The sequence below is a fragment of the Pseudescherichia sp. genome, from assembly GCF_031998825.1.
Classification (GTDB): Bacteria; Pseudomonadota; Gammaproteobacteria; order Enterobacterales; family Enterobacteriaceae; genus Pseudescherichia.
The window spans coordinates 26771-53419 of sequence record NZ_DAMACX010000020.1 but is presented as its reverse complement, the minus strand read 5'-3'; the positions used below and the strand labels follow the sequence as shown (position 1 = coordinate 53419).

At 57.7% G+C, this 26649-nt stretch carries 23 protein-coding genes; 5 read left to right on the top strand and 18 right to left on the bottom strand.

All coding sequences use genetic code 11. The features are described from left to right. Positions 1 to 67: 67 nt before the first annotated feature. The 18 genes from ftsA to leuO all read right to left on the bottom strand — a co-directional run bounded on the left by ftsA (position 68) and on the right by leuO (position 20992). On the bottom strand, positions 68 to 1324 hold the full coding sequence (gene ftsA, locus RTP97_RS11235) for a cell division protein FtsA (RefSeq protein ID WP_312212157.1): 1257 nt from the start codon (positions 1322 to 1324) through the stop codon (positions 68 to 70). Continuing rightward, on the bottom strand, positions 1324 to 2154 hold the full coding sequence (ftsQ, locus tag RTP97_RS11230; RefSeq protein ID WP_312228639.1) for a cell division protein FtsQ: 831 nt from the start codon (positions 2152 to 2154) through the stop codon (positions 1324 to 1326). The genes ftsA and ftsQ overlap by 1 nt, the downstream gene beginning before the upstream one ends. A gap of 1 nt (position 2155) precedes the next feature. Continuing rightward, positions 2156 to 3076 (bottom strand): D-alanine--D-alanine ligase, encoded by a 921-nt coding sequence (locus RTP97_RS11225; protein ID WP_312413587.1) that lies wholly within the window; start codon positions 3074 to 3076, stop codon positions 2156 to 2158. Then, a complete protein-coding gene (gene murC / locus RTP97_RS11220; RefSeq protein WP_312413585.1) occupies positions 3069 to 4547 on the bottom strand; it encodes a UDP-N-acetylmuramate--L-alanine ligase in 1479 nt (492 codons plus the stop codon). Before murC ends, RTP97_RS11225 begins: the two co-directional genes overlap by 8 nt. Positions 4548 to 4602: 55 nt before the next feature. After that, entirely contained in the window at positions 4603 to 5670 is a 1068-nt protein-coding gene (gene murG, locus RTP97_RS11215) for an undecaprenyldiphospho-muramoylpentapeptide beta-N-acetylglucosaminyltransferase (protein WP_312413583.1), read from the bottom strand. Continuing rightward, the gene (gene ftsW, locus RTP97_RS11210) at positions 5667 to 6920 is read right to left on the bottom strand and encodes a cell division protein FtsW (RefSeq protein ID WP_312413581.1); all 1254 of its coding nucleotides are present in this window, start codon (positions 6918 to 6920) and stop codon (positions 5667 to 5669) included. Before ftsW ends, murG begins: the two co-directional genes overlap by 4 nt. Then, positions 6920 to 8236, bottom strand: coding sequence for a UDP-N-acetylmuramoyl-L-alanine--D-glutamate ligase (gene murD, locus RTP97_RS11205; protein WP_312413579.1), 1317 nt, complete (start codon positions 8234 to 8236; stop codon positions 6920 to 6922). Before murD ends, ftsW begins: the two co-directional genes overlap by 1 nt. Positions 8237 to 8238: 2 nt before the next feature. After that, positions 8239 to 9321, bottom strand: a complete 1083-nt coding sequence (mraY, locus tag RTP97_RS11200; protein WP_042390449.1) for a phospho-N-acetylmuramoyl-pentapeptide-transferase — start codon at positions 9319 to 9321, stop codon at positions 8239 to 8241. Beyond that, the gene (gene murF / locus RTP97_RS11195) at positions 9315 to 10673 is read right to left on the bottom strand and encodes a UDP-N-acetylmuramoyl-tripeptide--D-alanyl-D-alanine ligase (protein WP_312413576.1); all 1359 of its coding nucleotides are present in this window, start codon (positions 10671 to 10673) and stop codon (positions 9315 to 9317) included. The genes mraY and murF overlap by 7 nt, the downstream gene beginning before the upstream one ends. Next, positions 10670 to 12157: a UDP-N-acetylmuramoyl-L-alanyl-D-glutamate--2,6-diaminopimelate ligase gene (gene murE / locus RTP97_RS11190; protein WP_312413574.1), complete on the bottom strand. Its 1488-nt coding sequence runs from the start codon at positions 12155 to 12157 to the stop codon at positions 10670 to 10672. Before murE ends, murF begins: the two co-directional genes overlap by 4 nt. After that, entirely contained in the window at positions 12144 to 13910 is a 1767-nt protein-coding gene (gene ftsI, locus RTP97_RS11185) for a peptidoglycan glycosyltransferase FtsI (protein WP_144817638.1), read from the bottom strand. The genes murE and ftsI overlap by 14 nt, the downstream gene beginning before the upstream one ends. Before the next feature lie 15 nt (positions 13911 to 13925). Further along, positions 13926 to 14291 (bottom strand): cell division protein FtsL, encoded by a 366-nt coding sequence (gene ftsL, locus RTP97_RS11180; RefSeq protein ID WP_312228648.1) that lies wholly within the window; start codon positions 14289 to 14291, stop codon positions 13926 to 13928. Further along, positions 14288 to 15229 (bottom strand): 16S rRNA (cytosine(1402)-N(4))-methyltransferase RsmH, encoded by a 942-nt coding sequence (gene rsmH / locus RTP97_RS11175; protein WP_312413571.1) that lies wholly within the window; start codon positions 15227 to 15229, stop codon positions 14288 to 14290. The genes ftsL and rsmH overlap by 4 nt, the downstream gene beginning before the upstream one ends. 2 nt (positions 15230 to 15231) lie before the next feature. Further along, positions 15232 to 15690 carry a division/cell wall cluster transcriptional repressor MraZ gene (gene mraZ, locus RTP97_RS11170; protein WP_042390438.1) on the bottom strand — a complete coding sequence of 153 codons (459 nt, stop codon included), beginning with the start codon at positions 15688 to 15690 and terminating at the stop codon, positions 15232 to 15234. A 621-nt stretch (positions 15691 to 16311) separates the two neighbouring features. Beyond that, positions 16312 to 17316: a catabolite repressor/activator gene (gene cra / locus RTP97_RS11165; protein ID WP_312212147.1), complete on the bottom strand. Its 1005-nt coding sequence runs from the start codon at positions 17314 to 17316 to the stop codon at positions 16312 to 16314. Between the two features lie 180 nt (positions 17317 to 17496). Beyond that, on the bottom strand, positions 17497 to 17988 hold the full coding sequence (gene ilvN, locus RTP97_RS11160; protein ID WP_103820721.1) for an acetolactate synthase small subunit: 492 nt from the start codon (positions 17986 to 17988) through the stop codon (positions 17497 to 17499). 2 nt (positions 17989 to 17990) lie between these two features. Continuing rightward, positions 17991 to 19715, bottom strand: coding sequence for an acetolactate synthase 3 large subunit (gene ilvI, locus RTP97_RS11155; protein ID WP_312212146.1), 1725 nt, complete (start codon positions 19713 to 19715; stop codon positions 17991 to 17993). A 311-nt stretch (positions 19716 to 20026) separates the two neighbouring features. Further along, a complete protein-coding gene (gene leuO, locus RTP97_RS11150) occupies positions 20027 to 20992 on the bottom strand; it encodes a transcriptional regulator LeuO (RefSeq protein WP_409455937.1) in 966 nt (321 codons plus the stop codon). Between the two features lie 605 nt (positions 20993 to 21597). Here leuO and leuL point away from each other — a divergent pair. The 5 genes from leuL to leuD all read left to right on the top strand — a co-directional run bounded on the left by leuL (position 21598) and on the right by leuD (position 26461). Further along, positions 21598 to 21684, top strand: coding sequence for a leu operon leader peptide (gene leuL / locus RTP97_RS21430; RefSeq protein WP_103820724.1), 87 nt, complete (start codon positions 21598 to 21600; stop codon positions 21682 to 21684). Between the two features lie 95 nt (positions 21685 to 21779). Continuing rightward, the gene (gene leuA / locus RTP97_RS11145) at positions 21780 to 23351 is read left to right on the top strand and encodes a 2-isopropylmalate synthase (RefSeq protein ID WP_312413567.1); all 1572 of its coding nucleotides are present in this window, start codon (positions 21780 to 21782) and stop codon (positions 23349 to 23351) included. After that, entirely contained in the window at positions 23351 to 24442 is a 1092-nt protein-coding gene (gene leuB / locus RTP97_RS11140; RefSeq protein ID WP_312413565.1) for a 3-isopropylmalate dehydrogenase, read from the top strand. Before leuA ends, leuB begins: the two co-directional genes overlap by 1 nt. A 2-nt stretch (positions 24443 to 24444) precedes the next feature. Next, positions 24445 to 25845, top strand: a complete 1401-nt coding sequence (leuC, locus tag RTP97_RS11135; RefSeq protein WP_312413564.1) for a 3-isopropylmalate dehydratase large subunit — start codon at positions 24445 to 24447, stop codon at positions 25843 to 25845. Positions 25846 to 25855: 10 nt separating this feature from the next. Next, complete coding sequence (gene leuD, locus RTP97_RS11130) at positions 25856 to 26461, top strand: 3-isopropylmalate dehydratase small subunit (protein ID WP_312413563.1); 606 nt, start codon at positions 25856 to 25858, stop codon at positions 26459 to 26461. The last annotated feature ends 188 nt before the right edge of the window (positions 26462 to 26649 follow it).

Here is a 26649-nt window from a genome sequence, read left to right as displayed (position 1 = left end):
TGCAAGAGGGATTCAGTGTAAGTACCTGTCGCCTGAGACCACTAATTTTGTGCGGTCTCTGAAAATATTAAAACTCTTTTCGCAGCCAGCTGTTCAGACGTTTGATCCACGAGCCGACTGACGCACGTTTTTCCACCTCTGCTTCACCACTTAAATGGGACTCCTTCCCGTAGTGCAGCAGACCTACCGCCGTTGAATAGTACGGCTCCTGGGCATAGTCCGTCAGGCCCGTGATATTCAGCGGCGCACCTATGCGCACCTGTGTATGAAACACGCGTTGCGCACAGGCTGCAAGCCCTTCGATCTGCGCTGCGCCGCCGGTTAATACAATTCCTGCTGCAAGATGGTGCTTAACGCCTTGTTGCCGGAGCTGTTCTTGCAGCTGCAAAATTTCTTCGTTCACCAGGTTGAGCAGCTCGGTGTAGCGCGGCTCAATCACCTCCGCCAGCGTCTGACGCTGCAGGCTGCGCGGTGGACGTCCGCCCACGCTCGGCACCTCTACGCTTTCGTCTTTACCGACAATTGCGCCCAGGGCACAGCCATGGCGAACCTTAATGGCCTCGGCATCGCTTGGCGGCGTACCGAAGGCATAGGCGATATCGCTGGTCACCACGTTCCCCGCGTAGGGGATCACCTTGGTATGGCGCAGCGCACCGCCGGTATACACGGCGATGTCCATTGTACCACCACCGATATCCACTACGCAGACACCCAGCTCACGTTCGTCTTCCGTCAACACGGAATAGCTGGACGCCAGTCCGGCAAAAATGAGTTGGTCAACTTTCAGACCACATCGTTCAACCGCTTTGACAATGTTTTTTGCCATATCGTTGTGACATGTGATCAAGTGCACTTTTGCCTGCATCCGCACACCGGATAACCCTACCGGGTTTTTGATCCCTTCCTGGTAGTCAATGGCGTACTCCTGCGGAATAACATGCAGGACCCGGTGCTCGTCGCGCACACGCACCGACTTGGCGGTATGCACAACGTTTTCAACGTCTTCCTGGCTCACTTCCTCTTCGGAAATGGGTACCATGCCGATCTCATTCTGACAGCTAATATGCTTGCCGGAGAGCGCCAGGTAAACCGACGAAATCTGGCAGTCCGCCATCAGCTCGGCCTGGTCGATGGCGCGCTGCACGCACTTCACCACCGACTCTAAATCGTTGACTCCGCCTTTATCCATACCCCGCGACGGGCAACTGCCCACGCCAATGATATTGATCATACCGTCGGGCAGAACTTCCCCTACCAAAGCGGCGACCTTCGCGGTGCCAATCTCCAGTCCTACTACCAGTTTTCTGTCCGTCGCCTTGATCATTATTGCTCTGCCTGTGCCTGATTCTGTTGCTGATTAGGATCCACAATAGGTGCCGGTTTCCAACCGACCGCCGCGCCTGAGTCATAGCGCAGATCGACGTAGCTAATCTCTTTGCCGTCGGTTTGCGCCTGCTGCTGCAGAACAGGATAGAGTTCTACAAAGCGTGACAGACGTTTCATCGTATCCCCCCGGCCCAGGTTGAGCTTGATTCCATTGTTCAGCGTCAACTGCCAGGAGCGACGGGCGGTCATCGCCGCCTCTTTCAACGTAAACTTATCTTTTGCCAGCACCTGCCCCATGTCACGGAAGCCCTGCAACACTTCGCTTTCGCTCCCTTCCGGGCCAAACAGCAGCGGGAGACCCGGCTCTTTAGCACGATCGGTGGGCACGCTGAACGAATTTCCATCTGCATCCATCATGTGCTGATCATTCCACCGCGCAATCGGGACATATTCAACCAGATGAATCTTCAATTCGTCCGGCCACTGCTTTCTTACGCTGGCCTGCTTGATCCACGGCAGACGTTCAATCTGGCTTTGGATGATGTTCACATCCTGGGTCATAAAGGTCCCAGGGGCACCCAGCGCCAGAATCGACTGGCGTATATCATCGTTGCGCGTGTAGTGGCGCTCACCGGTGACCACAAGCTTCGACAGCGGTAGGCGCTGCGCATCGTCCATCCAGCCCAGAATCATCCAGCCGCTCACCAACACGGTGCACAGCACCGCCAGCAGAAACACAATTCCTGCAAGACGCGTTCCATTATTCCGCCGGGAGGCAACAACCTCCTCCTCTTCGCGGTTTCGCGTGTTTAGCGCAGCCTGCGACATATCAGTCCGCCAACTCCAGAATTCGTACAACCAATTGCGAGAAACTTAATCCAGCCTGGCGAGCCGCCATCGGGACCAGACTGTGGCTGGTCATTCCCGGCGAGGTGTTCGCTTCCAGCAGATAGAAGTGACCATCGCTATCCTGCATGGCATCGATTCGACCCCATCCACGGCAGCCTAATACGTTCCAGGCCTTTAGTACCAGATCGCGTAACAGCGCCTCGCGCTCCGCTTCTAATCCGCTGGGGCAGAAATACTGAGTCTCATCAGAGAGATACTTTGCCTCATAATCATAGAAGGTTCCTGCGGGTTGGATGCGAATTGAGGGTAAAATTTCTTCCCCTAATACTGCAACGGTAAATTCCGGCCCGCTCAGCCACTTCTCAACTAAGACTTCTTCATCGTGCTGAAACGCTAAAGCTAACGCCGCATCCAGCGCGCCAGCCTCGTCAACTTTAGACATGCCGACGCTGGAGCCTTCCCGGCTGGGCTTGACGATCAGCGGCAGGCCCAGGCTGGTGATGTGCTGAAGCACGCTCTCGTTCAGCCCCTGCTCAAACTCTTGACGCGTTACTGCCGCCCACGGCGCGACAGGCAAGCCCGCGCCCTGCCACAGCAGCTTGCTGCGCAGCTTATCCATTGAGATGGCCGAGGCCATCACGCCGCTGCCGGTATAAGGCAGACCGGTCAATTCAAGCAGACCCTGTAGCGTACCGTCTTCGCCACCGCGACCGTGCAGGGCGATAAAGACCTTGTCAAAGCCCATGCTCTTAAGCTGGGTGACGTCGGTGTCACGCGGATCGACCGGATGGGCGTCTACGCCACCCTCGCGCAGACCAGCAAGCACCGCTGCGCCAGAGTTCAGCGACACCTCACGCTCGGCGGAGGTTCCGCCCAGCAGGACTGCAACTTTATTAGCCATGACGCTCTTCCTCCTGCGGCTGCTGCGGCTTCAGTTTATTCTCGGCCAGGCTACGGGCGATTTTACCGATGTTGCCTGCGCCCTGAACCAGAATGAGATCGTTACCGGTTAATACCGGGGCCAGCATCGCCGCGACCTGGGCAGCGTCGGGAACCAGAATCGGATCGATTTTTCCCCGGCCACGAATGGTACGGCACAGGGAGCGGCTATCCGCACCTGGGATCGGCGTCTCCCCTGCGGCATAGACGTCCAGCATCAGCAGGGCGTCGACCTGGGTCAGCACGTTAGCGAAATCATCGTACAGGTCGCGGGTACGGGTGAAACGGTGCGGCTGAAAAATCATCACCAGATTCTTATCCGGCCAGCCCGCACGCGCGGCCTTGATGGTGGCATCTACCTCGGTCGGGTGATGACCGTAGTCGTCAACCAGCATGGCGCTGCCCGCTTTGCCGTTTACCTGCTCCAGCGGGAACGCGCCGAGGAAGTCGAAGCGGCGGCCGGTCCCCTGGAAGCTCTCCAGCGCCCGCAGGATCGCTTCGTCGTCAATCCCCTCTTCCGTCGCTACGGCCACCGCCGCCGCCGCGTTCAGGGCGTTATGGCGGCCCGGCGCGTTCAGCGTGACCTGTAAATTAGGTTTGTCCTGGCGCACCAGCACAAAGTGTCCCTGCGGCCCGGTCTGCTGGTAGCTCTCTACCCGCACGTCCGCGTCGTCGCTAAAGCCGTAGGTGGTGGTCTGGCGGCCAACGCGCGGCAGCAGCTCGCGGCACACCGGGTCGTCCACGCACATCACCGCCCGGCCATAGAACGGCAGGTTGTGCAGGAAGTTGATAAAGGTCTGCTTTAGGTTCTCGAAGTCGCCCTGGTAGGTATCCATATGGTCGGCTTCGATATTGGTGACGATGGCGACCATCGGCTGCAGATGCAGGAACGACGCGTCGCTCTCATCCGCCTCGGCAATCAGATAGCGGCTGTGGCCCAGACGGGCGTGCACGCCGGCGGCTTTCACCAGCCCGCCGTTAACAAAGGTCGGATCCAGTCCGGCCTCGGCATAGATACTGGAGACCATCGCGGTGGTCGTGGTTTTGCCATGCGTCCCGGCGATGGCGATGCCGTGACGAAAACGCATCAGCTCTGCCAGCATCTCTGCGCGGCGGATCACTGGAATGCGCGCTTCGTTCGCGGCGACAATCTCCGGGTTATCGGCAGAGATGGCGCTGGAGACGACGACGACGCTGGCGTCACGCACGTTCTCCGGGCGATGGTTGAAGTAGATGGTCGCGCCAAGGGCGGCCAGCTGCTGCGTAACCGGGTTTGGCGCAAGGTCGGAACCGCTGATCTGATAGCCTTCGTTCGCCAGCACCTCAGCGATGCCGCCCATGCCGGCCCCGCCAATGCCAACGAAGTGAATGTGCCGGACGCGACGCATCTCGGGCACGATAGAACGCAGTTTCGCCAGTTGTTGTGTATTCATTCTCTAAACGCCATAAACTTCTAAAATTCGTGCGACGCAAAAGGCGTCGCGATGGTTAAGCCTGTGCAGCAAGGCTTACGGCTTTTGCTACCCGGTCGGTAGCATCAGGAATGGCTGCGGCGCGCGCGCGCTCGGCCATCCCCAGTAACGTAACGCGATCCCAGCTCGCCAGCGTCTCGACGACGGAATCAACGGTAAACTGCGGCTGCTCAAGGATCTTCGCCGCGTGCGCCTGCTCAAGCGGCAGCGCATTCCAGTACTGCTGCCGATCCTTATGCTGGAACGGCACAAACAGCGCGGGCAGCCCGGCGGCGGCAATCTCACTCACCGTCAGCGCCCCGGAGCGACAAACCACCACGTCGGCCCAGGCGTAGGCCGCAGCCATATCATCAATAAACTCGGTCACGCGGTGCTGCGGCTGACCGGCGTCGGCATAGGCCTGCTCAACCGCCTGCTGCGCCCCTTTCCCGCTCTGGTGCCAGATGGTCACCGCATCGCCAAGCTTTGCGGCTACCTGCGGCAGCGTCTGGTTCAGCACCCGTGCGCCCTGCGAGCCGCCGACGACCAGCACCCGCACCGGCCCTTCACGGCCAGAGAGGCGATCCGCCGGTAGCGGTAGCGCCAGCACGTCGGTGCGCACCGGATTACCCACCACGTCGGCCTGCGGAAACGCGCCGGGAAAGGCCTGCATCACCTTGGTGGCGATCTTTGCCAGCCATTTGTTGGTCAGCCCGGCAATGCCGTTCTGCTCGTGCAGAACCACTGGAATGCCCAGCGACCAGGCGGCGAGGCCACCCGGCCCGGAGACGTAGCCGCCCATCCCCAGCACCACGTCCGGTTTGAAGCGCTGCATAATCGCCCGCGCCTGTCGCCAGGCGTTAAAGATACGCAGCGGTGCAAGCAGCATGGCCTTCAGCCCCTTCCCGCGCAGGCCGGAGATGCGAATAAAGTCGATCTCGATACCGTGTTTTGGCACCAAATCCGCTTCCATACGATCGGCGGTGCCCAGCCAGCGAACCTGCCAGCCCTGGGCCATTAAATGGTGCGCAACCGCCAGGCCGGGGAAAACGTGCCCGCCCGTGCCGCCTGCCATCACCATTAACCGCTTCGGTTGCCCACTCATCGAACACCTCGTGTAAACGCCTGGGCTTTTTCCAGACGCGTTTCATAATCTATACGCAACAGCATCATGATCGCCGTCGACATAATTAACAGGCTGGAGCCACCGTAGCTGATCAGCGGCAGCGTCAGACCCTTGGTTGGCAGCATCCCGGCGGCCGCGCCAACGTTGACGAGTGCCTGAAAACTAAACCAAATACCGATCGAACAGGCCAGAAAACCCGAGAAGCGATGGTCAATATCCAGCGCTTTCCGCCCGATAGACATCGCACGGAAAGCGACGAAGAATACCATCAAAAGCGCCAGTACCACACCGATATAACCCAGTTCTTCGCCGATAATGGAGAAAATGAAGTCGGTATGTGCCTCCGGCAGGTACTCCAGTTTTTGCACCGAGTTGCCCAGGCCCTGTCCCCAGAACTCGCCCCGGCCAAAGGCCATCAGCGACTGGGTCAGCTGGTAGCCGCTGCCAAACGGATCTTCCCACGGGTTCCAGAACGAGGTGACGCGGCGGATACGGTAGGGTTCGGCGAGGATCAGCAGCACTACGGCAGAGATGCCCATGCCGATGATGGCGATAAACTGCCACAGCTTGGCCCCGGCGAGGAACAGCATGGCCAGGGTGGTGACAAACAGCACCACCACGGTTCCGAGGTCAGGCTGCGCCAGCAGCAGCACCGCCAGCACCAGAATCACGCCCATCGGCTTTAAGAAGCCGCGCAGGTTATTACGCACCTCATCCACCTTACGCACCAGGTAGTTGGCGAGGTAGCAGAAGAGGGAGAGCTTAGTGAACTCGGCAGGCTGGAAGCGCATTACGCCAAGGTCAATCCAGCGCGATGCCCCGTTAATGGAGCTGCCTACCAGCAGTACCAGCAGCAGCATGACAATAGAGGCGATCAGCATCGCCGAGCTCCAGCGCTGCCAGAACTCCATCGGCAGGCGCAGGGTAATCATCGCCATACAAAACGCAAGGAAGATGTAGAGCGCATCGCGTTTGGCAAAGAAGAAGGGATCGTTGGTCAGGCGCTGCCCTACCGGCATCGACGCGGAGGTCACCATGATAAAGCCCACGGCCGCAAGGCCGAAGGTCAGCCACAGCAGCATTCGATCGTACATGACCAGGCTGTCGGTATCTTTCTCACGCGAGCCCATGACCCAGCCCTTGAGCGCCGCAAACAGCCACTCCAGGATACCGAGTCCCGGTAGACGCGGCATGCGCGGCAGTCTCAGGCGAGGGAGTGATAAGCGCATTAGCCTAACTCCTTCGCCAGACGGGTGAACTCATCGCCCCGTTGTTCAAAGTTCTTAAACTGATCGAGGCTGGCACAGGCAGGTGACAGCAGCACCATATCGCCCGGCTTGAGCTGCGGCGCGATAAGGCGCATCGCCTGCTCCATCGTCTCGGTCTGTGCGGCAATCTCAGGACGTAACGCCGCCAGCTCTGCGCCGTCACGGCCAAAGCAGTAGAGGCGCACGTTACTCCCGTTCAGGTAGCGGCTTAGCGGTGAGAAGTCTGCCGACTTGCCGTCGCCGCCCAGCAGCAGGTGCAGCGTGCCGTCAACGTGCAGGCCGTTAAGCGCCGCTTCGGTGCTGCCGACGTTGGTGGCCTTGGAGTCGTTGATCCAGCGCACGCCGTTGTGCTCCAGCGCCAGCTGGAAACGGTGCGCCAGGCCGGTAAAGGTGGTTAACGCCTTCAGGCTGGTGGCACGCGGCAGGCCAGCGGCATCCGCCAGCGCCAGCGCCGCCAGGGCGTTAGTGTAGTTGTGCTGGCCGCTGAGCTTCATCTCTTTAACGTTAAGCACTTTTTCACCCTTCACCCGCAGCCAGGTCTCGCCCTGCTGGCGGTTGAGGTGGTAGTCACCCACGTCGACGCCAAAGCTGATGCAGCGCTCGTCCGCGCCACGAACCGGCATGGTCAGGGCATCGTCGGCGTTGACCACACAGACTTTGGCGTTCTCAAAAATACGCAGCTTGGCGGCACGGTACTGCTGCAGGCCAAACGGATAGCGATCCATATGGTCTTCGGTGACGTTGAGGATTGTCGCCGCCACGGCGTGCAGGCTGGAGGTGGTCTCAAGCTGGAAGCTGGAGAGCTCCAGCACGTACAGCTCGCGGTTGCTGTCGAGCAGCATCAAGGCCGGCAGACCAATATTGCCGCCCACGCCGACGTTAACGCCCGCCGCTTCCGCCATCTCGCCCACCAGCTTAGTCACGGTGCTCTTGCCGTTAGAGCCGGTGATCGCAATCACCGGTGCCTGGGCTTCACGCACGAACAGCTCGATATCGCCGACGATCTCCACGCCAGCCTCGGCGGCCGCGCTCAGCGACGGGTGCGCGAGAGCGAGACCGGGGCTGGCAACGATCAGATCCGCCGCCAGCAGCCAGTCGTCATTCAGACTACCAAGGTGGCGCTCCACCGACTCCGGCAGCTTCTCCAGCCCCGGCGGCGCGGTGCGCGTATCCATCACCCGCGGCGTCACGCCACGCGCAAGGAAAAAGTCCACGCAGGATAGGCCGGTTAACCCTAACCCAATGATGACGACCTGTTTACCCCGGTAATCTGCCATGATTAACGCACCTTCAGCGTAGCCAGGCCAATCAGCACCAGCATCAGCGAAATAACCCAGAAGCGCACAATGACCCGCGGCTCCGGCCAGCCTTTCAGTTCATAGTGGTGATGGATCGGGGCCATACGGAAGATACGCTGTCCGCGCAGCTTAAAGGAGCCCACCTGCAGGATCACCGACAGGGTCTCTACCACAAATACGCCACCCATGATCACCAGCAGGAACTCCTGACGCAGCAGCACGGCGATAATGCCCAGCGCGCCGCCCAGCGCCAGCGAACCGACATCGCCCATAAAGACCTGCGCCGGATAGGTGTTAAACCACAGAAAGCCCAGCCCTGCCCCGACGATAGCCGTACAGACGATCACCAGCTCACCGGCGTGACGCAGGTAGGGAATATGCAGATAGCTGGCAAAGTTCATGTTGCCGGTTGCCCAGGCCACCAGCGCAAAGCCTGACGCCACCAGCACGGTAGGCATGATAGCCAGGCCGTCGAGGCCGTCGGTGAGGTTCACGGCGTTGCCGGTACCGACGATGACGAAGTAGGCCAGCAGGATATAGAGGATGCCCAGCTGCGGCATAACGTCCTTAAAGAACGGCACCACCAGCTGGGTGGCCGGCGTATCGTTGCCCACCAGATAGAGCGCAAAGGAGACGCCCAGGGCGATAACCGACATCCAGAAATATTTCCAGCGGGCGATGAGACCCTTGGTGTCTTTGCGCACCACCTTCCGGTAGTCATCAACAAAGCCGATGATGCCATAGCCCACCAGCACCACCAGCACGCACCAGACGTAGGGGTTGGAGGGGTAAGCCCACAGCAGGACCGACACCACAATGGCGGTGAGGATCATGATCCCGCCCATTGTCGGCGTGCCGCGCTTGCTGAAGTGCGATTCCGGACCGTCGTTACGTACAACCTGGCCAAACGAGAGCTTTTGCAGGCGGGCGATCATGCGCGGCCCCATCCATAAGGAGATGAAGAGCGCGGTCAGCAGGCTGACAATGGCGCGAAACGTCAGATAGGAAAAGACGTTAAAGCCCGAATAATATTTGACCAAATGCTCGGCCAGCCAAACTAACATGTCCCATTCTCCTGTAATGCGCGTACTACCTCTTCCATGGCAGCACTACGTGAACCTTTCACCAAAATGGTAATAATCTGCTGCTCTGCAATCAGCGCCTTGAGGCGCGCGATCAGCGCAGCTTTATCGTTAAAATGTTCGCCAACGCCGCTGGCGTCGGAGATACCTTTGCTCTGGACGCCCACGCTCAGCACGCGATCGAGGCCGGAGGCTTTCGCCGCCTCCCCCACCTGCTGATGGCACGCTTCGCTCTCATCGCCCAGCTCGGCCATATCGCCCACCACCATCACCCGGTAGCCCGGCATCTCGGAGAGCACCTGCGCCGCCGCGGTCATCGAACCGACGTTGGCGTTGTAGGAGTCGTCGAGCAGCAGCTGGTTTTCCGCAAGCTGGATGGGGAACAGACGTCCCGGCACCGCCTTCAGCTTCGCCAGCCCGGCCTTCACCGCGTCCAGCGGTGCGCCCACCGCCATCGCCAGCGCCGTTGCGGCCAGCGCGTTAGCAATGTTGTGACGACCCGGCAGCGGCAGCAGCACCTCAACGTTGCCGGTTGGGGTTTGCAGCGTGAAGGTGGTCCCGTGCGAGGTCACATGCACGTTATTGGCAGTGAAGTCGCTGTTGGCCGCGTTCGGTGAGAAGCGCCAGATTTTGCACCCGCCGATGATGCTCTGCCAGTTCAGCCAGTCATTGTTGTCCGCATTCATGATCGCCACGCCGTCGAGCGGCAGGCCGGTAAAGATCTCACCCTTCGCTTTCGCCACGCCCGCCAGCGAGCCGAAACCTTCCAGATGCGCGGCCGCCAGGTTGTTGACCAGCGCCGCTTCCGGACGGGTCAGGCTAACGGTCCAGGCGATTTCGCCCTGGTGGTTAGCCCCCAGCTCGATCACCGCATACTGGTGCGCTTTCGTCAGGCGTAGCAGTGTCATCGGCACGCCGATGTCATTATTTAGGTTGCCGGCGGTATAAAGCGTATTACCGCACTCGCTGAGGATGGCGGCGGTCATCTCTTTCACCGAGGTTTTACCCGACGAGCCGGTGAGCGCGACCACGCGGGTCGGCACCTGCTGGCGCACCCAGGCCGCGATTTCGCCAAAGGCGAGACGGGTATCCTTCACCACCAGCTGGGGCAGATCGCAGTCGAGCTTGCGGCTGACCAGCAGCGCGCCCGCGCCGCCCGTCTTCGCCTGCTCGGCAAAGTCATGGGCGTCGAAGCGTTCACCTTTCAGGGCCACAAACAGGCAGCCCGGCGTCAGCTGGCGGGTATCGGTGGTGACGGCATCAATGGTCAGACTCTGACCGTGCAGCTCGCCGTTCAAGATCTGGGCAAGCTCGTTAAGGGTTACGCTAATCATGCCACCACTCCCAGCAGACGCGCGGCAGTGACGCGGTCGGAATAGTCGAGACGGCGGGTACCGACAATCTGATAATCTTCATGGCCCTTACCGGCCAGCAGCACGACGTCGTTCTCTTTCGCCTGCATAATGGCGCTGGTTACCGCTTCGGCGCGGCCTTCCACCACCCGGGCGCGGCCTGCATCGAGCATACCAGCGAGAATATCGTTAATGATGGCGCGTGGCTCTTCGGTACGCGGGTTGTCGTCGGTGACAACCGGAACGTCGGCAAACTCCTCGGCAATGGCACCCATCAGCGGACGCTTGCCCTTGTCACGATCGCCGCCGCAGCCAAAGACGCACCACAGCTTACCGGTGCAGTGCAGGCGCGCGGCCTGTAGCGCTTTCTCCAGCGCATCCGGGGTGTGAGCGTAATCCACCACCACCGTCGGTTTACCCGGCGCAGCGAAGACCTCCATGCGGCCGCATACCGGCTGCAGGCGCGACGCCGTCTTCAGCAGCTCGCTCAGCGGGAAGTCCAGCGCCAGCAGGGTTGCCAGCGCCAGCAGCAGGTTGCTGACGTTAAACGCCCCCATCAGGCGGCTTTCAATCTCGCCCTCCCCCCAGGAGGAGGTGAAGCGCACCGTGGCCCCGCTGTCGTGATAGCTTACCGCTTCGGCTTTCAGCCAGCGGCCATGACAGTTCGGGTTGATATGCCCTTCCATAGAGACCGCAACGGCGTCCGGCAGGTTAGCCAGCCAGCGGCGGCCCACTTCGTCATCGGCGTTAACGATCGCCTGTCCGTAGTGGTGTGCGGAGAAGAGCTGCCATTTTGCTGATTCGTAGCCCGCCATATCCCCGTGATAATCGAGGTGATCGCGGCTCAGGTTAGTGAATACCGAGGCACGGAACTTCAGGGCGGCGACGCGGTGCTGCACCAGGCCGTGGGAGGAGACCTCCATCGCGGCAAAGGTTGCCCCCTGCCCTGCCAGATCGGCAATCACATGCTGAACGTCAATGGCGGAGCCGGTAGTATTTTCGCTTGGGATCACCTTACCCAGCAGGCCGTTGCCTACCGTACCCATGACCGCGCTGGTTTCACCCAGCAGCTGAGCCCACTGCGCCAGCAGCTGGGTGGTAGTGGTTTTGCCGTTGGTGCCGGTGACGCCCACCAGGCTTAAACGCTCGGCAGGCTCATTATAAAAGCGTCCGGCCAGCGCGGAGAGGCGCTCGTTGAGCTGGCTAAGATAGATAACCGGCACGCCGTGAACTTCACGGATCTCACCGTCGGCGGCCTCGCCTTTTGCTTCCGCAATGATGGCCGCCACGCCCTGTGCTATCGCCTGCGGGATATACCGACGCCCGTCCGCCTGGTGGCCTACTACCGCCACAAAGAGATCGCCCGCTGCCGCTACGCGACTGTCGAGTGTCATTTCCCGCAAAGCTCGCGCAGGCAAATTCGCTACCCACGGAGCGAGAAGGTCGCGCAAATTACGATCTGCCACCTGTTCCCTCGCCTTCATTAATTACAAATTCACTTTTTTCGCCCGTTGCTAACGCGTCCGGCTCGATGTTCATGGTGCGCAGTACGCCCCCCATGATGGCCCCGAAGACCGGTGCGGAAACGGCACCGCCGTAGTATTTACCCGCCTGCGGATCGTTAATGACCACCACCAGCGCAAAACGCGGCTGGCTGGCTGGCGCGACGCCCGCGGTGTAGGCAATGTATTTATTGATATAGCGTCCGTCCGGCCCGACCTTTTTCGCCGTACCGGTTTTAATGGCGATGCGATAGCCTTTGATGGCGGCCTTCACGCCGCCGCCGCCGGGCAGCGCCACGCTCTCCATCATGTGCACCACGGTACGAACGATGGATTCCGGGAAGATACGCTCGCCCGGAACGGGCGGATCAACTTTGGTGATCGACAGCGGACGGTAGATGCCGTAGCTGCCGATCGTTGCGTAGACTCGCGCTAACTGTAACGGGGTTACCATTAGCCCGTAGCCGAAAGAGAAGGTGGCCCTCTCTATGTCAGACCACCGTTGTTTTTGAGGATATAAGCCACTGCGTTCTCCGACCAACCCCAAATTGGTCGCTTTTCCCAGGCCAAAACGCGAGTAAGTTTCTACCAGCGCTGAGGAGGGCATCGCTAACGCCAGCTTTGATACACCGACGTTACTCGACTTCTGTAGTACCCCGGTCAGGGTCAATTCGCTGTAGCGCGCCACGTCTTTGATCTCGTGGCCGTTAATACGGTAAGGGACAGTATTCAGAACGGTGTTCTCTCTGACCACGCCGCGCTGCAGAGCGGTCATCACCACCATCGGCTTCACGGTAGAGCCGGGTTCGAACACGTCGGTAATGGTACGGTTACGCATCACGTCTTTCTGCGTACCGCTGAGGTTGTTCGGGTTATAGGAGGGGCTGTTCGCCATCGCCAGCACTTCACCGGTGTTGACGTCTACCAGCACGGCGCTGCCAGACTCCGCCTTGTTAAAGGCCACGGCGTTGTTCAGCTCGCGGTAGACCAGCGCCTGGAGCCGCTCGTCGATGCTCAGGGCAAGGTTGTGCGCCGCCTGGCTGTCGGTGGAGGAGATATCTTCAATCACGCGGCCATAGCGGTCTTTACGCACGATGCGCTCGCCAGGCTGACCGGTAAGCCACTTATCAAAGCTCTTCTCAACCCCTTCAATGCCCTGGCTGTCGACGTTGGTAAAGCCAATGAGGTGAGCGGTTACTTCGCCGGAGGGGTAGTAACGACGCGACTCTTCCCGCAGATGAATGCCGGGCAGCTTCAGTTTTTTAATGTAGTCGCCGATATCCGGGTTTACCTGGCGCGCAAGGTAGATAAAGCGGCCTTTCGGGTTGGCGTTCACGCGAGCAGCAAGCTGATCGAGCGGGAGATGCAGCGCATCCGCCAGCGCTTTCCAGCGGTTGTCGAGCGTAATGCCGCCGGCGTCATGCAGCTCTTTCGGATCGGCCCAGATCGCCTTCACCGGCACGCTTACCGCCAGCGGACGGCCAGAGCGGTCGGTGATCAGGCCGCGAGAGGTAGAGACCTCCTGCACGCGCAGCGAGCGCAGATCGCCCTGACGCACCAGCATATCCGGGTTGATAACCTGTAACCATGCGACGCGCCCCAGCAGAAACGCCAGCGCCAGTAAAATACATCCGCAAAGCAACGCAAAACGCCAACTCACAAAGTTGGCCTGCTCTTCCTGACGTTTTGGTTTAAGCGTCTTCACCGCTGCTTTCATGCGTCGCGTAAGTCCTTATTTCTGTACTACGATGTTTTCTTGTGAAGGATCAACATGCTGCAGCTGCAGCTTCTCGGTGGCGATCCGTTCAACGCGGCTGTGATCGCCGAGGGCGTTCTCTTCAAGGATCAGGTTGCGCCACTCGATATCCAGCGCGTCGCGCTCCAGCACCAGCTGCTCACGCTGCGCCGTCAGCAGACGGGTATGGTGCGCAGTCGTTACGACCGTCACCGCCGTCACGATGATGCAGATGAACAGACAGAGCGGCAGTTTCCCAAAGCGCAAGAGATCGTCCGCGATCACGCCAGGCAACGCATGGCGCTCGGTGTTTCCTAACGACCCTTTTACTTTGCTAAAGGTCTCTGCCACCCTGCCGATCATGCGTTCGTCCTCTCTGCGATACGCAGCACTGAACTACGGGCGCGTGGATTCTCTGCCACCTCTTCTTCGCCCGGCATCAACTTGCCTAACGCTCGCAGATAACGGCCGCCCAGTTTACTGAGCTGCGCTTCAGTCATCGGTAACCCGGCTGGAACCTGTGGACCCCGGCTCTGCTCACGCATAAAGCGTTTCACAATGCGGTCCTCCAGCGAGTGGAAACTGATGATCGACAGTCGTCCCCCTGGGGCCAGCACGTCGAGCGAGTTTTTTAGCGCCTGCTCTATCTCCTCCAGCTCACTGTTTACCCAGATGCGCACCGCCTGGAAGGTACGGGTCGCGGGATGTTTATGCTTATCCTTCACCGGGGTAGCGGCGGCGATGACCTCCGCCAGCTCTTTGGTGCGGGTCATCGGCTCAATGCGGTTACGCTCCACGATGGCGCGGGCGATACGTTTGCCGAAGCGCTCTTCGCCAAAGGTTTTGATCACCCAGGCGATATCGGCTTCGTCAGCGGTTTGTAGCCATTCGGCGGCAGACTGGCCGCGGGTGGGATCCATACGCATGTCCAGCGGACCGTCGCGCATAAAGGAGAAACCACGCTCAGCATCGTCAAGCTGTGGGGAGGAGACGCCAAGATCGAGAAGGATACCGTCGATCTTGCCAGTGAGATCGCGCTCGCGAACGTAGTCCGCCAGCCCGGAGAAAGGCCCGTGCACAATTGAGAAGCGTGGATCGTCAATGGTTTTAGCGATAGCAATCGCCTCAGGATCGCGATCGATTGCCAGCAGCCGTCCTTCCGCCCCCAGCTGGGAGAGGATCAGGCGCGAGTGGCCACCGCGACCAAAAGTTCCATCTATGTAGATGCCGTCAGGACGAATGTTCAGGCCGTTTACGGCCTCGTCGAGCAGTACCGTTGTGTGTTTAAAATTTTCCATCATCGTTATAGAGACAAATCCTGCAATCGCTCTGAAAGTGGTTCAGAGCCTGACTGCTCAGCGTCGATATCTTCCTTGACCCGTTGATACCAGGTCGTTTCATCCCACAGCTCAAACTTGTTAAACTGCCCGACCAGCATCACTTCTTTGTTCAGTCCGGCATGGTGCCGTAAAACGGGAGCAATCAATAAGCGCCCCGCGCTATCCATCTGACATTCACTGGCATGTCCCAGCAGTAAACGCTGCACGCGTCGCTCTGCGGGATTCATGCTCGACAGACGCGATAATTTTTGCTCAATAATTTCCCATTCCGGGAGGGGGTAAAGCAGCAGGCAGGCGTGGTGGATGTCAATGGTACAGACCATCTGACCGGCAGCATGCTCGACAAGTTGTTCCCGGTAGCGAACAGGTACGGACAACCGACCTTTACTGTCGAGATTAACTAACGTTGCCCCACGGAACATGCCAGTTTCACCTCAAAATCAACCTTTCACCACTTTATCCCACAAATCCCCACCGAGGGAGTTTACGGAGCGGAGGAAAAGCTTGTCAAGCCAGCACTGAGGCTAACGAGCCCGAAACAACCACGATTAATAGTGGATAACAGGCCCGCACAAAATGCGCTCAACATGCGCTGCAAATTAACGTCATGAATATTTGCAAAAAAAATAATGCCTCCGCATGAGCCAGTTAAAGACCTCGGCCACGATACGGATTAAATATAAAGTGTCAGTTTGCGACGCGGGCAGCATTTTAAGCCATATTGTCAATGGTTAACAGCGCCAGTTGCAGGCGGAGCGACGTCAGAGGGGTCGTGACAAGCAGAAGTGAATTGTCATACTAACAAAAAGGTCATTAATTCAGCGGCTCTGCCGTAGATGTAACAAAACAATACAAAATTAACGCGCCGTTACCTCCTTTTCCCCTAAAAAAATGCGTTTTAAGAATAAAGGGAAATTTAAAAAATAGCGGCCTATGGATTTTAAGGATTAATCCGAGCCTTAATTTACGTTAATACGCGAATGGCTTTCATATAGAAGGAAGCGCTAAAAGGAAAAGGCAGCTCTCGCTGCCTTTAAAAAAATTCAAACCCGATTCAGCACGCCGCGGCGGTAGAGATTGCGCCGGATGCGGCTCAGGCCAGGTTTTGGCTTACGCGGTTCGTCGAGGCTGGCCAGCACGATCTCCAGCACGCGCTCTGCGACATCGCGATGGCGCTGGGCCACGGCCAGTACCGGACACTGCAGGAAGTCGAGCAGCTCATGATCGCCAAAGGTGGCAATCGCTAAGTTAGCTGGCAGATGGCCGTCGCGGCGCAGCGTCACATCCATCACCCCCTGTAACAGGGCAAACGAGGTGGTAAACAGCGCCTGCGGCATCGGGTTGCTCTCCAGCCACTTATCAAAAAGCTGTGCGGCGGCTTCGCGCTCGTAGCTGTTGGCGTAAAGGAAGCTTACCTCACGCGGATCGTCTTTCCAGGCGGTACGGAAACCCTGCTCGCGCAAAAAGCTGACCGAAAGCTCCGGGAGCGCCCCCAGATAGAGGACGTTCTCTGCCGGGAAGGTGCGCAGCTCCGCCGCCAGCATCTCGGCATCGTCCTGATCTGCACCGACCACGCTGGTGAAGTGCTCCCGGTCTAACGCCCGGTCGAGGGCGACGATAGGAAAAGCGTCGTTGGCCCAGCGCTGGTAAAAGGGGTGCTCCGGTGGAAGCGAGGTCGATACGATAATGGCATCGACCTGACGCTGCAGCAGATGCTCAATGCAGCGCATCTCGTTATCCGGCTGGTCTTCCGAACAGGCAATGAGAAGCTGATAGCCACGCTGGCGTGCCTGCCGCTCAAGGTAGTTAGCAATGCGGGTATAGCTGGTGTTTTCCAGATCGGGGATCACCAGGCCAATCGATCGTGTGCGTCCTGCCCGCAGCCCGGCGGCTACCGCGTTCGGATGGTAGTTATGCTCGCGTACGACGGCCATGACTTTTTCAACGGTTTTATCGCTGACGCGGTACTGCTTCGCTTTGCCGTTGATTACATAGCTTGCTGTGGTGCGTGAGACGCCGGCAAGCCGCGCGATTTCATCCAGTTTCACAATTGCCTCTCAAAAAAAAAGGAAACTCCATAACCTTTTTTGGAATATAGGTTTAATTCCATCACATCTAAACGCAGAATAGTCACTGCGGCAACCGCTTTCGCTCAGCCTTCCGTCTGTTTTCGCAAAAAAAAGCCCGACAGGATCCGCCGGGCTGCTCATTTTGCTTTTGCCTTCAACCTAACGCATGATTTTATCGCCGCGCGACAGCCCCACCACCCCAGAGCGGGCAACCTCAACGATTTTCGCCACGTCGCGGATAGAGGCCAGAAACGCATCCAGCTTATCGCTGGTGCCGGCAAGCTGAACCGTGTAGATCGAGGGAGTTACGTCAATGATCTGCCCACGGAAGATCTCCGCGTTACGCTTCACCTCCTCCCGACCATAGCCGCTGGCCTGGATCTTCACCAGCATGATCTCGCGCTCGACGTGTGCCCCCTGCCCCAGCTCGCTGACGCGCAGCACGTCCACCAGCTTATGCAGCTGCTTCTCGATCTGCTCCAGCACTTTGGCATCCCCCACCGTCTGAATCGTCATGCGGGAGAGGGTCGGATCGTCGGTTGGCGCCACGGTCAGGCTCTCGATGTTGTAGCCACGCTGGGAGAAGAGGCCAATCACGCGCGACAGCGCACCCGATTCGTTCTCCAGTAACACAGATAATATCCGGCGCATAATCAGGTTCTCTCCGTTTTGCTTAACCACATCTCATCCATACCGCCCCCACGGATCTGCATGGGATAGACGTGCTCACTGCCGTCAACGGTCACGTCGACAAACACCAGACGGCCATTTTTCACCTGCGTCAGGGCCTCGCTCAGCTTCGCTTCCAGCTCATCGGGACGGGTAATTTGGATACCCACGTGGCCGTAGGCTTCGGCCAGGCGGGCAAAGTCCGGGAGGGATTGCATATAGGACTGCGAGTGGCGGCCGGAGTAGATCATATCCTGCCACTGCTTCACCATCCCGAGATAGCGGTTGTTAAGATTCAGCACCAGCACCGGCAGCTCATACTGCAGCGCCGTCGACAGCTCCTGAATGTTCATCTGGATACTGCCGTCGCCGGTCACGCAGACCACCGTCTCTTCCGGCAGAGCCATCTTCACCCCCAGCGCGGCGGGCAGGCCGAAGCCCATCGTGCCGAGGCCGCCGGAGTTGATCCAGCGTCGAGGTTTATCGAAAGGATAATAGAGGGCGGCAAACATCTGGTGCTGGCCAACGTCAGAGGTCACATAGGCATCGCCATCGGTCAGACGCCAGATGGCTTCAATCACCGCCTGCGGCTTGATGCTTTCGCTCTGGGTGTCGTACTTCAGACACTGGCGGGCGCGCCAGGTATCAATCGTCAGCCACCAGTCGCGAATGTCGTCGAGGGGCTGAACGCTCTCCTCCTGAGCCAGCAGCTCCAGCATCTGCTCCAACACCAGCCGGGCGTCACCCACAATGGGAACGTCCGCCGCCACCGTTTTCGAGATCGAGGTCGGGTCGATATCGATGTGCAGCACCGTCGCGTTCGGGCAGTACTTCATTAAATTGTTGGTGGTGCGATCGTCGAAGCGTACGCCGACAGCAAAGATCACGTCGGAGTGGTGCATCGTCATGTTGGCTTCGTAGGTGCCATGCATCCCTAGCATCCCCAGCGCCTGTCGGTGAGTGGCCGGGAACGCACCTAAACCCATTAATGAGGAGACGACCGGCAGGTTCAGCTTCTCGGCCAGCTCGCGCAGCTGCTTATCGCAGGCGGCGTTGATCGCCCCGCCGCCAACGTAGACTACCGGCTTCTTCGCGGCGATCAGCGTCTGTAATGCTCGTTTGATCTGTCCCTTATGCCCCTGGGTGGTGGGGTTATAGGAGCGCATGCTCACCGACTCTGGCCAGACGTAGGGTAGCTTATTGGCGGGGCTCATGATGTCTTTCGGCAGATCGACTACTACCGGACCAGGACGGCCAGTGGAGGCCAGCCAGAAGGCTTTTTTCAAAATGCCGGGGATATCTTCCGCCTGCTTGACCAGGAAGCTGTGTTTCACCACCGGGCGGGAGATCCCCACCATATCGCACTCCTGAAAAGCGTCGTAGCCAATCAGCGAGGTGGCAACCTGCCCGGAGAGCACCACCAGTGGAATAGAGTCCATATAGGCGGTGGCAATACCGGTAATCGCGTTGGTTGCGCCAGGCCCGGAGGTGACCAGCACCACGCCCACTTCGCCGGTGGCGCGCGCCAGCCCGTCCGCCATATGGACCGCCGCCTGCTCGTGCCGCACCAGCACATGCTCAATACCGCCGACCGTGTGCAGGGCGTCGTAGATATCAAGGACGGCCCCTCCAGGGTAACCAAAGACCTGCTTTACCCCCTGATCGATGAGCGATCGGACGACCATCTCGGCTCCAGACAACATCTCCATGACTTGCCTCCAGGCTTTTGTTTAATGTCAGTTACCTTAACTGCTGATTACGGGGCAGGCAATTAGCAAACGATTAGCGTTGCAGCAGGTAAAAAGAGGAAGCTGGAGGTGAATAAAAAGTTATTAGTGGATTTAACTGCGATAAGGAGAGCTGATGATGCTTCATCGTTTGAAATGGGCCACGTACAGCCATTCATCCATTTTTCACCTGTCGGCAAAGGATAGATAAATATTACATTAGTCAAAAATAGCGCAGACGAGCCTGTTTGCAGCATAAACCGGATAGCAGCTATCCGGTTTTGATCGATAGCTTATACGCGACGGCAGACGTCGATTAATAGCTCTTCCATCCACTGATGGCCTTTATCGCGCCCGGCTGCCTCGTGCCATGACAGGAAACAGGTGCGGCTATTACGTTTTAACGGCAGCGGCATAATATGTAGCGCCAGACTGTCGGCAAATTTTTCGCTTAACCAGCGCGGGGCAATACAGACCAGCTGAGTTTGCGAAACAACGTTAAGCACGCTAACCAGCGCCATTCCCTGGTAGGCGATACGGCTCTGTTTATCTGGCGTGTCATACCACGGCTGGCTAAAAGAGGCATAACGTTCGAGAGAGACGACCGCATGCTCCTCATTATATATATCAGACTCGGTAAAGGGATTATAAATACGCGGATGTTTTTTACTGGCGACCAGCACCATTTCATCATTAAAAAGCGGCAGGCAGGAGAACTCCGGACGCTTAAACTCCTCATAACCAATAACAAACCCAGTTTCCTGATAGCGCAGCTGATGCTCAATATTTTTATCCAACGCTGAGCTAAAGACCAAATGAATGTTAGGCGCTTCCTTTTCAACACGATTATAGATAGTTGACGTCAGCCAGGTATCCAATGGGCTACAGATACAAATATGGAAAATACGCTCACTTTTAAGTGGATCAAAGCCAGAGCCGGGAAGCTCATTTTGAATAAGCTGTAATGCCTGGTGAACCGAGCCAAAAAGCTGATAGGCTCGTGCCGTAGGCTTGATCCCACGGCCATAACGGGAGAAGAGATCGTCATTAAACAGCACTTTCAACCGGGCTACCGCGTTGCTGACCGCCGGCTGCGACATGCCGAGATTGCGCGCGGCTCGGGTGATGTTTTGCTCCTGCATAACCGCATCGAAAACGGTTAATAAATTCAGATCGACCTGACGGAGCTTTGATTTCATATCATAGGGTATTGAGAGGTATTCATCTTTGGCTTCTGACATTTGTGACTCCACTGTCATGCTAAACTCCTTTTGCTGGCAAGCGAATCGCCGGGCTATAAATATGGTATGCAGAACATATAAATAGGCAAAAGCAGTATGTTACAAATTTAGAAAAAATACAGAGTAATTTTGGATAACCTGACGAGAGGAACACGCTCGACGCTACGTTCTTTTATTATCCAACGCATAACCTGAACAGTATGCGCGCAATAAAAACATAATCATCATGAATAATCAAAGCGATATATACTTAAAATGAAATTCAGATTTTCTAAAATCAATTAATTAAATATTGGTAAAATGAATATTGATTGTTCCATTTTTGTAATCAAACATATAAAAAAGAGATTATAAAAACATTAAAACCTGCTAAATCAAGCGAGTAAGCCGCCATTTTCATTTATGACAATGTATATATATTTGTAAGTAAAATATATTCCGCCACAGCCCTACGCAAAAATGCAGCGCGCATAATGAAAATGTTTTGCCTGAGGTGTCCTAAATAGCACAATAAACTAACCACCCCGATCCCACCGGCACCCTTTTTTCCGCCTCTACTGTTGACATCACTTAGCATATCCAGTACCACTAAAAGCATATCGATTTCATCTGGAGCCTGACGCATGATTCGCAACGTTCGTATCGCCGGTCTACTACTACTAAACGCATCCTCATTGCGCGGTGGACTGGTGGGCGACAAACAGAGTTAAGTCAGCTTACGGTTAAAACAGAGAACCCGCGCCAATGCGCGGGTTTTTTTATGCTCGTAGCACAAGGCGACTTCCGACAGACAAGGACCTAAACCATGAGCCAGCAGCACGTTACCATTTTCGACACCACCTTACGCGACGGTGAACAGGCGTTACAGGCAAGCCTGAGTGTAAAAGAGAAACTGCAGATTGCACTGGCGCTTGAGCGTATGGGCGTAGACGTGATGGAGGTAGGCTTTCCGGTCTCTTCCCCAGGCGACTTTGAGTCCGTACAGACCATCGCCCGCCAGGTGAAAAATAGCCGCGTCTGTGCTCTGGCGCGCTGCGTTGAGAAAGATATCGACGTGGCGGCAGAGTCGCTGAAGGTCGCCGAGGCTTTTCGTATCCATACCTTTATTGCTACCTCGCCGATGCACATCGCTACCAAGCTGCGCAGCACTTTGGACGAGGTGATCGAGCGTTCGATCTATATGGTGAAGCGCGCACGTAACTATACCGACGACGTCGAGTTCTCCTGTGAGGATGCGGGCCGTACCCCGATTGCCGATCTGGCGCGGGTGGTTGAGGCGGCGATTAACGCCGGAGCGAAAACCATCAATATTCCGGATACCGTTGGCTACACCATGCCCTTCGAGTTCGCCAATATCATTACTGGCCTGTATGAGCGCGTGCCTAACATCGATCAAGCCATCATCTCTGTCCATACCCACGACGATTTAGGCCTCGCCGTTGGCAACGCCATCGCGGCAGTCCATGCCGGGGCACGCCAGGTTGAAGGTGCGATGAACGGTATCGGCGAGCGCGCCGGTAACTGCTCACTGGAAGAGGTGATCATGGCGATTAAGGTACGCAAGGACATCATGAACCTGCAAACCCGCATCAATCACCAGGAGATCTGGCGCACCAGCCAGATAGTCAGCCAGATCTGTAACATGCCTGTACCGGCGAACAAGGCGATTGTTGGCACCGGCGCGTTTGCCCACTCCTCCGGTATTCATCAGGATGGCGTGCTGAAGAACCGTGAAAACTACGAAATCATGACCCCAGAGTCTATTGGCCGGAACCAGGTGCAGCTGAACCTGACCTCCCGCTCCGGCCGTGCGGCGGTAAAACACCGTATGGATGAGATGGGCTACAAAGAGAGCGACTACAGCCTGGATAACCTGTATGACGCCTTCCTGAAGCTGGCGGATAAGAAGGGTCAGGTGTTTGATTACGATCTGGAGGCGCTGGCCTTCATCAACAAGCAGCAGGAGGAGCCAGAGCACTTCCGCCTGGACTACTTCAGCGTGCAGTCCGGCTCCAACGCGATGGCCACCGCCTCGGTGAAGCTGGTCTGCGGTGAGGAGGTGAAAGCCGAAGCCGCCAACGGTAACGGCCCGGTGGATGCTGTCTACCAGGCGATTAACCGCATCACCGACTACGATATCGAGCTGGTGAAGTACCAGCTGAGCGCCAAAGGCCACGGCAAAGATGCCCTCGGCCAGGTGGATATTGTGGCGAACTATAACGGCCGTCGTTTCCACGGCGTGGGCCTGGCGACCGACATCGTTGAGTCCTCCGCCAAAGCGATGGTGCACGTGCTGAATAACATCTGGCGCGCCAACGAAGTTGAAAAAGAGCTGCAGCGTAAAGCAATAAAAGAAAACAACCAGGAAACCGTGTGATGTCTAAAAATTATCATATTGCAGTTTTGCCGGGCGACGGTATTGGCCCGGAAGTGATGGCGCAAGCCCTGAAGGTACTGGAAGCAATTCGTCAGCGTTTCTCCCTGCGCATCTCCACCAGCCACTACGACGTGGGCGGAATTGCCATTGACCGCCACGGTAACCCGCTGCCGCAGGCCACCGTTGCCGGCTGCGAGCAGGCCGACGCCATTCTGTTCGGCTCGGTCGGTGGCCCGAAGTGGGAACACCTGCCTCCGGCCCAGCAGCCAGAGCGCGGCGCGCTGCTGCCGCTGCGTAAGCACTTTAAGCTGTTCAGCAACCTGCGTCCGGCGAAGCTGTATCAGGGGCTGGAAGCCTTCTGCCCGCTGCGGGCGGACATCGCCGCTAACGGCTTTGATATTCTCTGCGTGCGCGAGCTGACCGGCGGCATCTACTTTGGCCAGCCAAAGGGCCGCGAAGGCAGCGGCCCGCATGAAAAAGCGTTTGATACCGAGATCTATCACCGCTTCGAGATCGAGCGCATCGCCCGCATCGCCTTTGAGTCCGCGCGCAAGCGTCGGAATAAAGTGACCTCTATTGATAAGGCTAACGTGCTGCAAACCTCCCTGCTGTGGCGCGAGATCGTTAACGAGATCGCTAAAGAGTACCCGGACGTTGAGCTGGCCCATATGTACATCGACAACGCCACCATGCAGCTGATTAAGGATCCGTCCCAGTTTGACGTTCTGCTCTGTTCTAACCTGTTTGGCGACATCCTCTCCGACGAGTGCGCGATGATCACCGGCTCAATGGGCATGCTGCCCTCGGCCAGCCTCAACGAGCAGGGCTTTGGCCTGTATGAGCCGGCAGGCGGCTCTGCGCCGGACATCGCCGGGAAAAATATTGCTAACCCGATTGCCCAGATCCTCTCCCTGGCCCTGCTGCTGCGCTACAGCCTGAATGCCAACGATGCGGCGGACGCGATTGAAGCCGCCATTAACCGCGCGCTGGAAGAGGGTGTGCGCACCGGTGACCTGGCCCGCGGCGGCGCGGCGGTCAGTACTGATGAGATGGGCGACATTATTGCCCGCTACGTAGCGGAAGGGGTGTAATCATGGCCAAGAGTTTGTATGAAAAGTTGTTTGATGCCCACGTGGTCTATGAAGCGCCAAACGAAACCCCGCTGCTCTATATCGATCGTCACCTGGTGCATGAGGTGACCTCCCCGCAGGCGTTTGATGGCCTGCGCGCGCACCATCGCCCGGTACGTCAGCCGGGTAAGACCTTCGCCACCATGGATCATAACGTCTCTACCCAGACGAAAGATATCAACGCCTCGGGCGAGATGGCGCGCATTCAGATGCAGGAGCTGATTAAGAACTGCAACGAGTTTGGCGTAGAGCTGTACGATCTGAATCACCCCTATCAGGGCATCGTCCACGTGATGGGGCCGGAGCAGGGCATCACCCTGCCGGGAATGACCATCGTCTGCGGCGACTCCCACACCGCCACCCACGGCGCATTTGGCGCATTGGCGTTCGGCATCGGCACCTCAGAAGTAGAGCATGTGCTGGCAACCCAGACCCTGAAGCAGGGCCGTGCCAAGACCATGAAAATTGAGGTGCAGGGCCACGCTGCACCGGGCATCACCGCAAAAGATATCGTACTGGCGATCATTGGTAAAACCGGCAGCGCGGGCGGTACCGGCCACGTCGTCGAGTTTTGCGGCGAAGCCATTCAGGCCCTGAGCATGGAGGGTCGGATGACCCTGTGCAACATGGCCATTGAGATGGGCGCGAAAGCCGGTATCGTCGCCCCTGACGAAACCACCTTTAACTACGTCAAAGGCCGTCTGCACGCGCCGAAAGGCAAAGATTTCGATGACGCAGTGGCTTACTGGAAGACGCTGAAGTCTGACGAAGGCGCGACCTTTGATACCGTCGTCACATTGCAGGCGGCAGAGATCGCCCCGCAGATCACCTGGGGAACTAACCCAGGCCAGGTGATCGCCGTAGGTGAAAACATTCCCGATCCGGCGTCGTTTGCCGATCCGGTTGAGCGCGCCAGCGCGGAGAAGGCGCTGGCCTATATGGGCCTGAAGCCGGGCATTCCGCTGACCGAGGTGAACATCGACAAGGTGTTTATCGGCTCCTGTACCAACTCGCGCATTGAAGATCTGCGCGCGGCGGCAGAAGTGGCTAAAGGGCGTAAGGTTGCGCCAGGCGTTCAGGCGCTGGTGGTACCCGGCTCTGGCCCGGTGAAGGCGCAGGCAGAAGCGGAAGGTCTGGATAAGATCTTTATCGAGGCGGGCTTTGAGTGGCGTCTGCCAGGCTGCTCCATGTGCCTGGCAATGAACAACGATCGCCTGAACCCAGGTGAGCGCTGCGCCTCTACCAGCAACCGTAACTTTGAGGGTCGCCAGGGACGCGGGGGACGTACCCACCTGGTCAGCCCGGCCATGGCTGCTGCCGCCGCCGTTACCGGCCACTTCGCTGATATCCGCACTATTAAATAAGGAGACCACCATGGCAGAGAAATTTACCCAGCATACCGGCCTGGTGGTCCCTCTGGACGCCGCCAACGTTGATACCGATGCAATCATTCCGAAGCAGTTTTTACAGAAGGTCACGCGTACCGGCTTCGGGGCACATCTGTTTAACGACTGGCGTTTTCTGGACGACAAGGGCGAGCAGCCCAATCCGGAGTTCGTGCTGAACTTTCCGCAGTATAAAGGTGCCTCAATCCTGCTGGCGCGGGAGAACTTTGGCTGCGGATCGTCGCGTGAGCATGCGCCCTGGGCCCTGACCGACTACGGCTTTAAGGTGGTGATCGCCCCGAGCTTTGCCGATATCTTCTACGGCAACAGCTTTAACAACCAGCTGCTGCCGGTCACGCTGAGCGATAGCGAGGTGGATGAGCTGTTTAACCTGGTGCAGAGCAATCCCGGCATCACTTTTGTAGTGGATCTGGAGGCGCAGAAGGTCATCGCCGGGGAGAAATCCTACAGCTTCAATATCGACGCGTTCCGTCGTCACTGCATGTTAAACGGTCTGGACAGTATCGGCCTGACGCTGCAACACGAAGAGGCGATTTCCGCCTATGAACAACGTCAGCCTGCTTTTATGAACTAATTTGCTCGCGGTTTTACCGACCATAAGCGGCGGGGAGCGATCCTCGCCGTTTTTTTATGCCTTGAATTCCTTAGCATTATTAAATTAGTTAATGGTCATTATAAAATAGTGTTGACGTGCATAGCCGATCGCGCCTATCATTTATCTATCGATCGTTAACTAATTAACGACCCCAGACAAAAATCAAG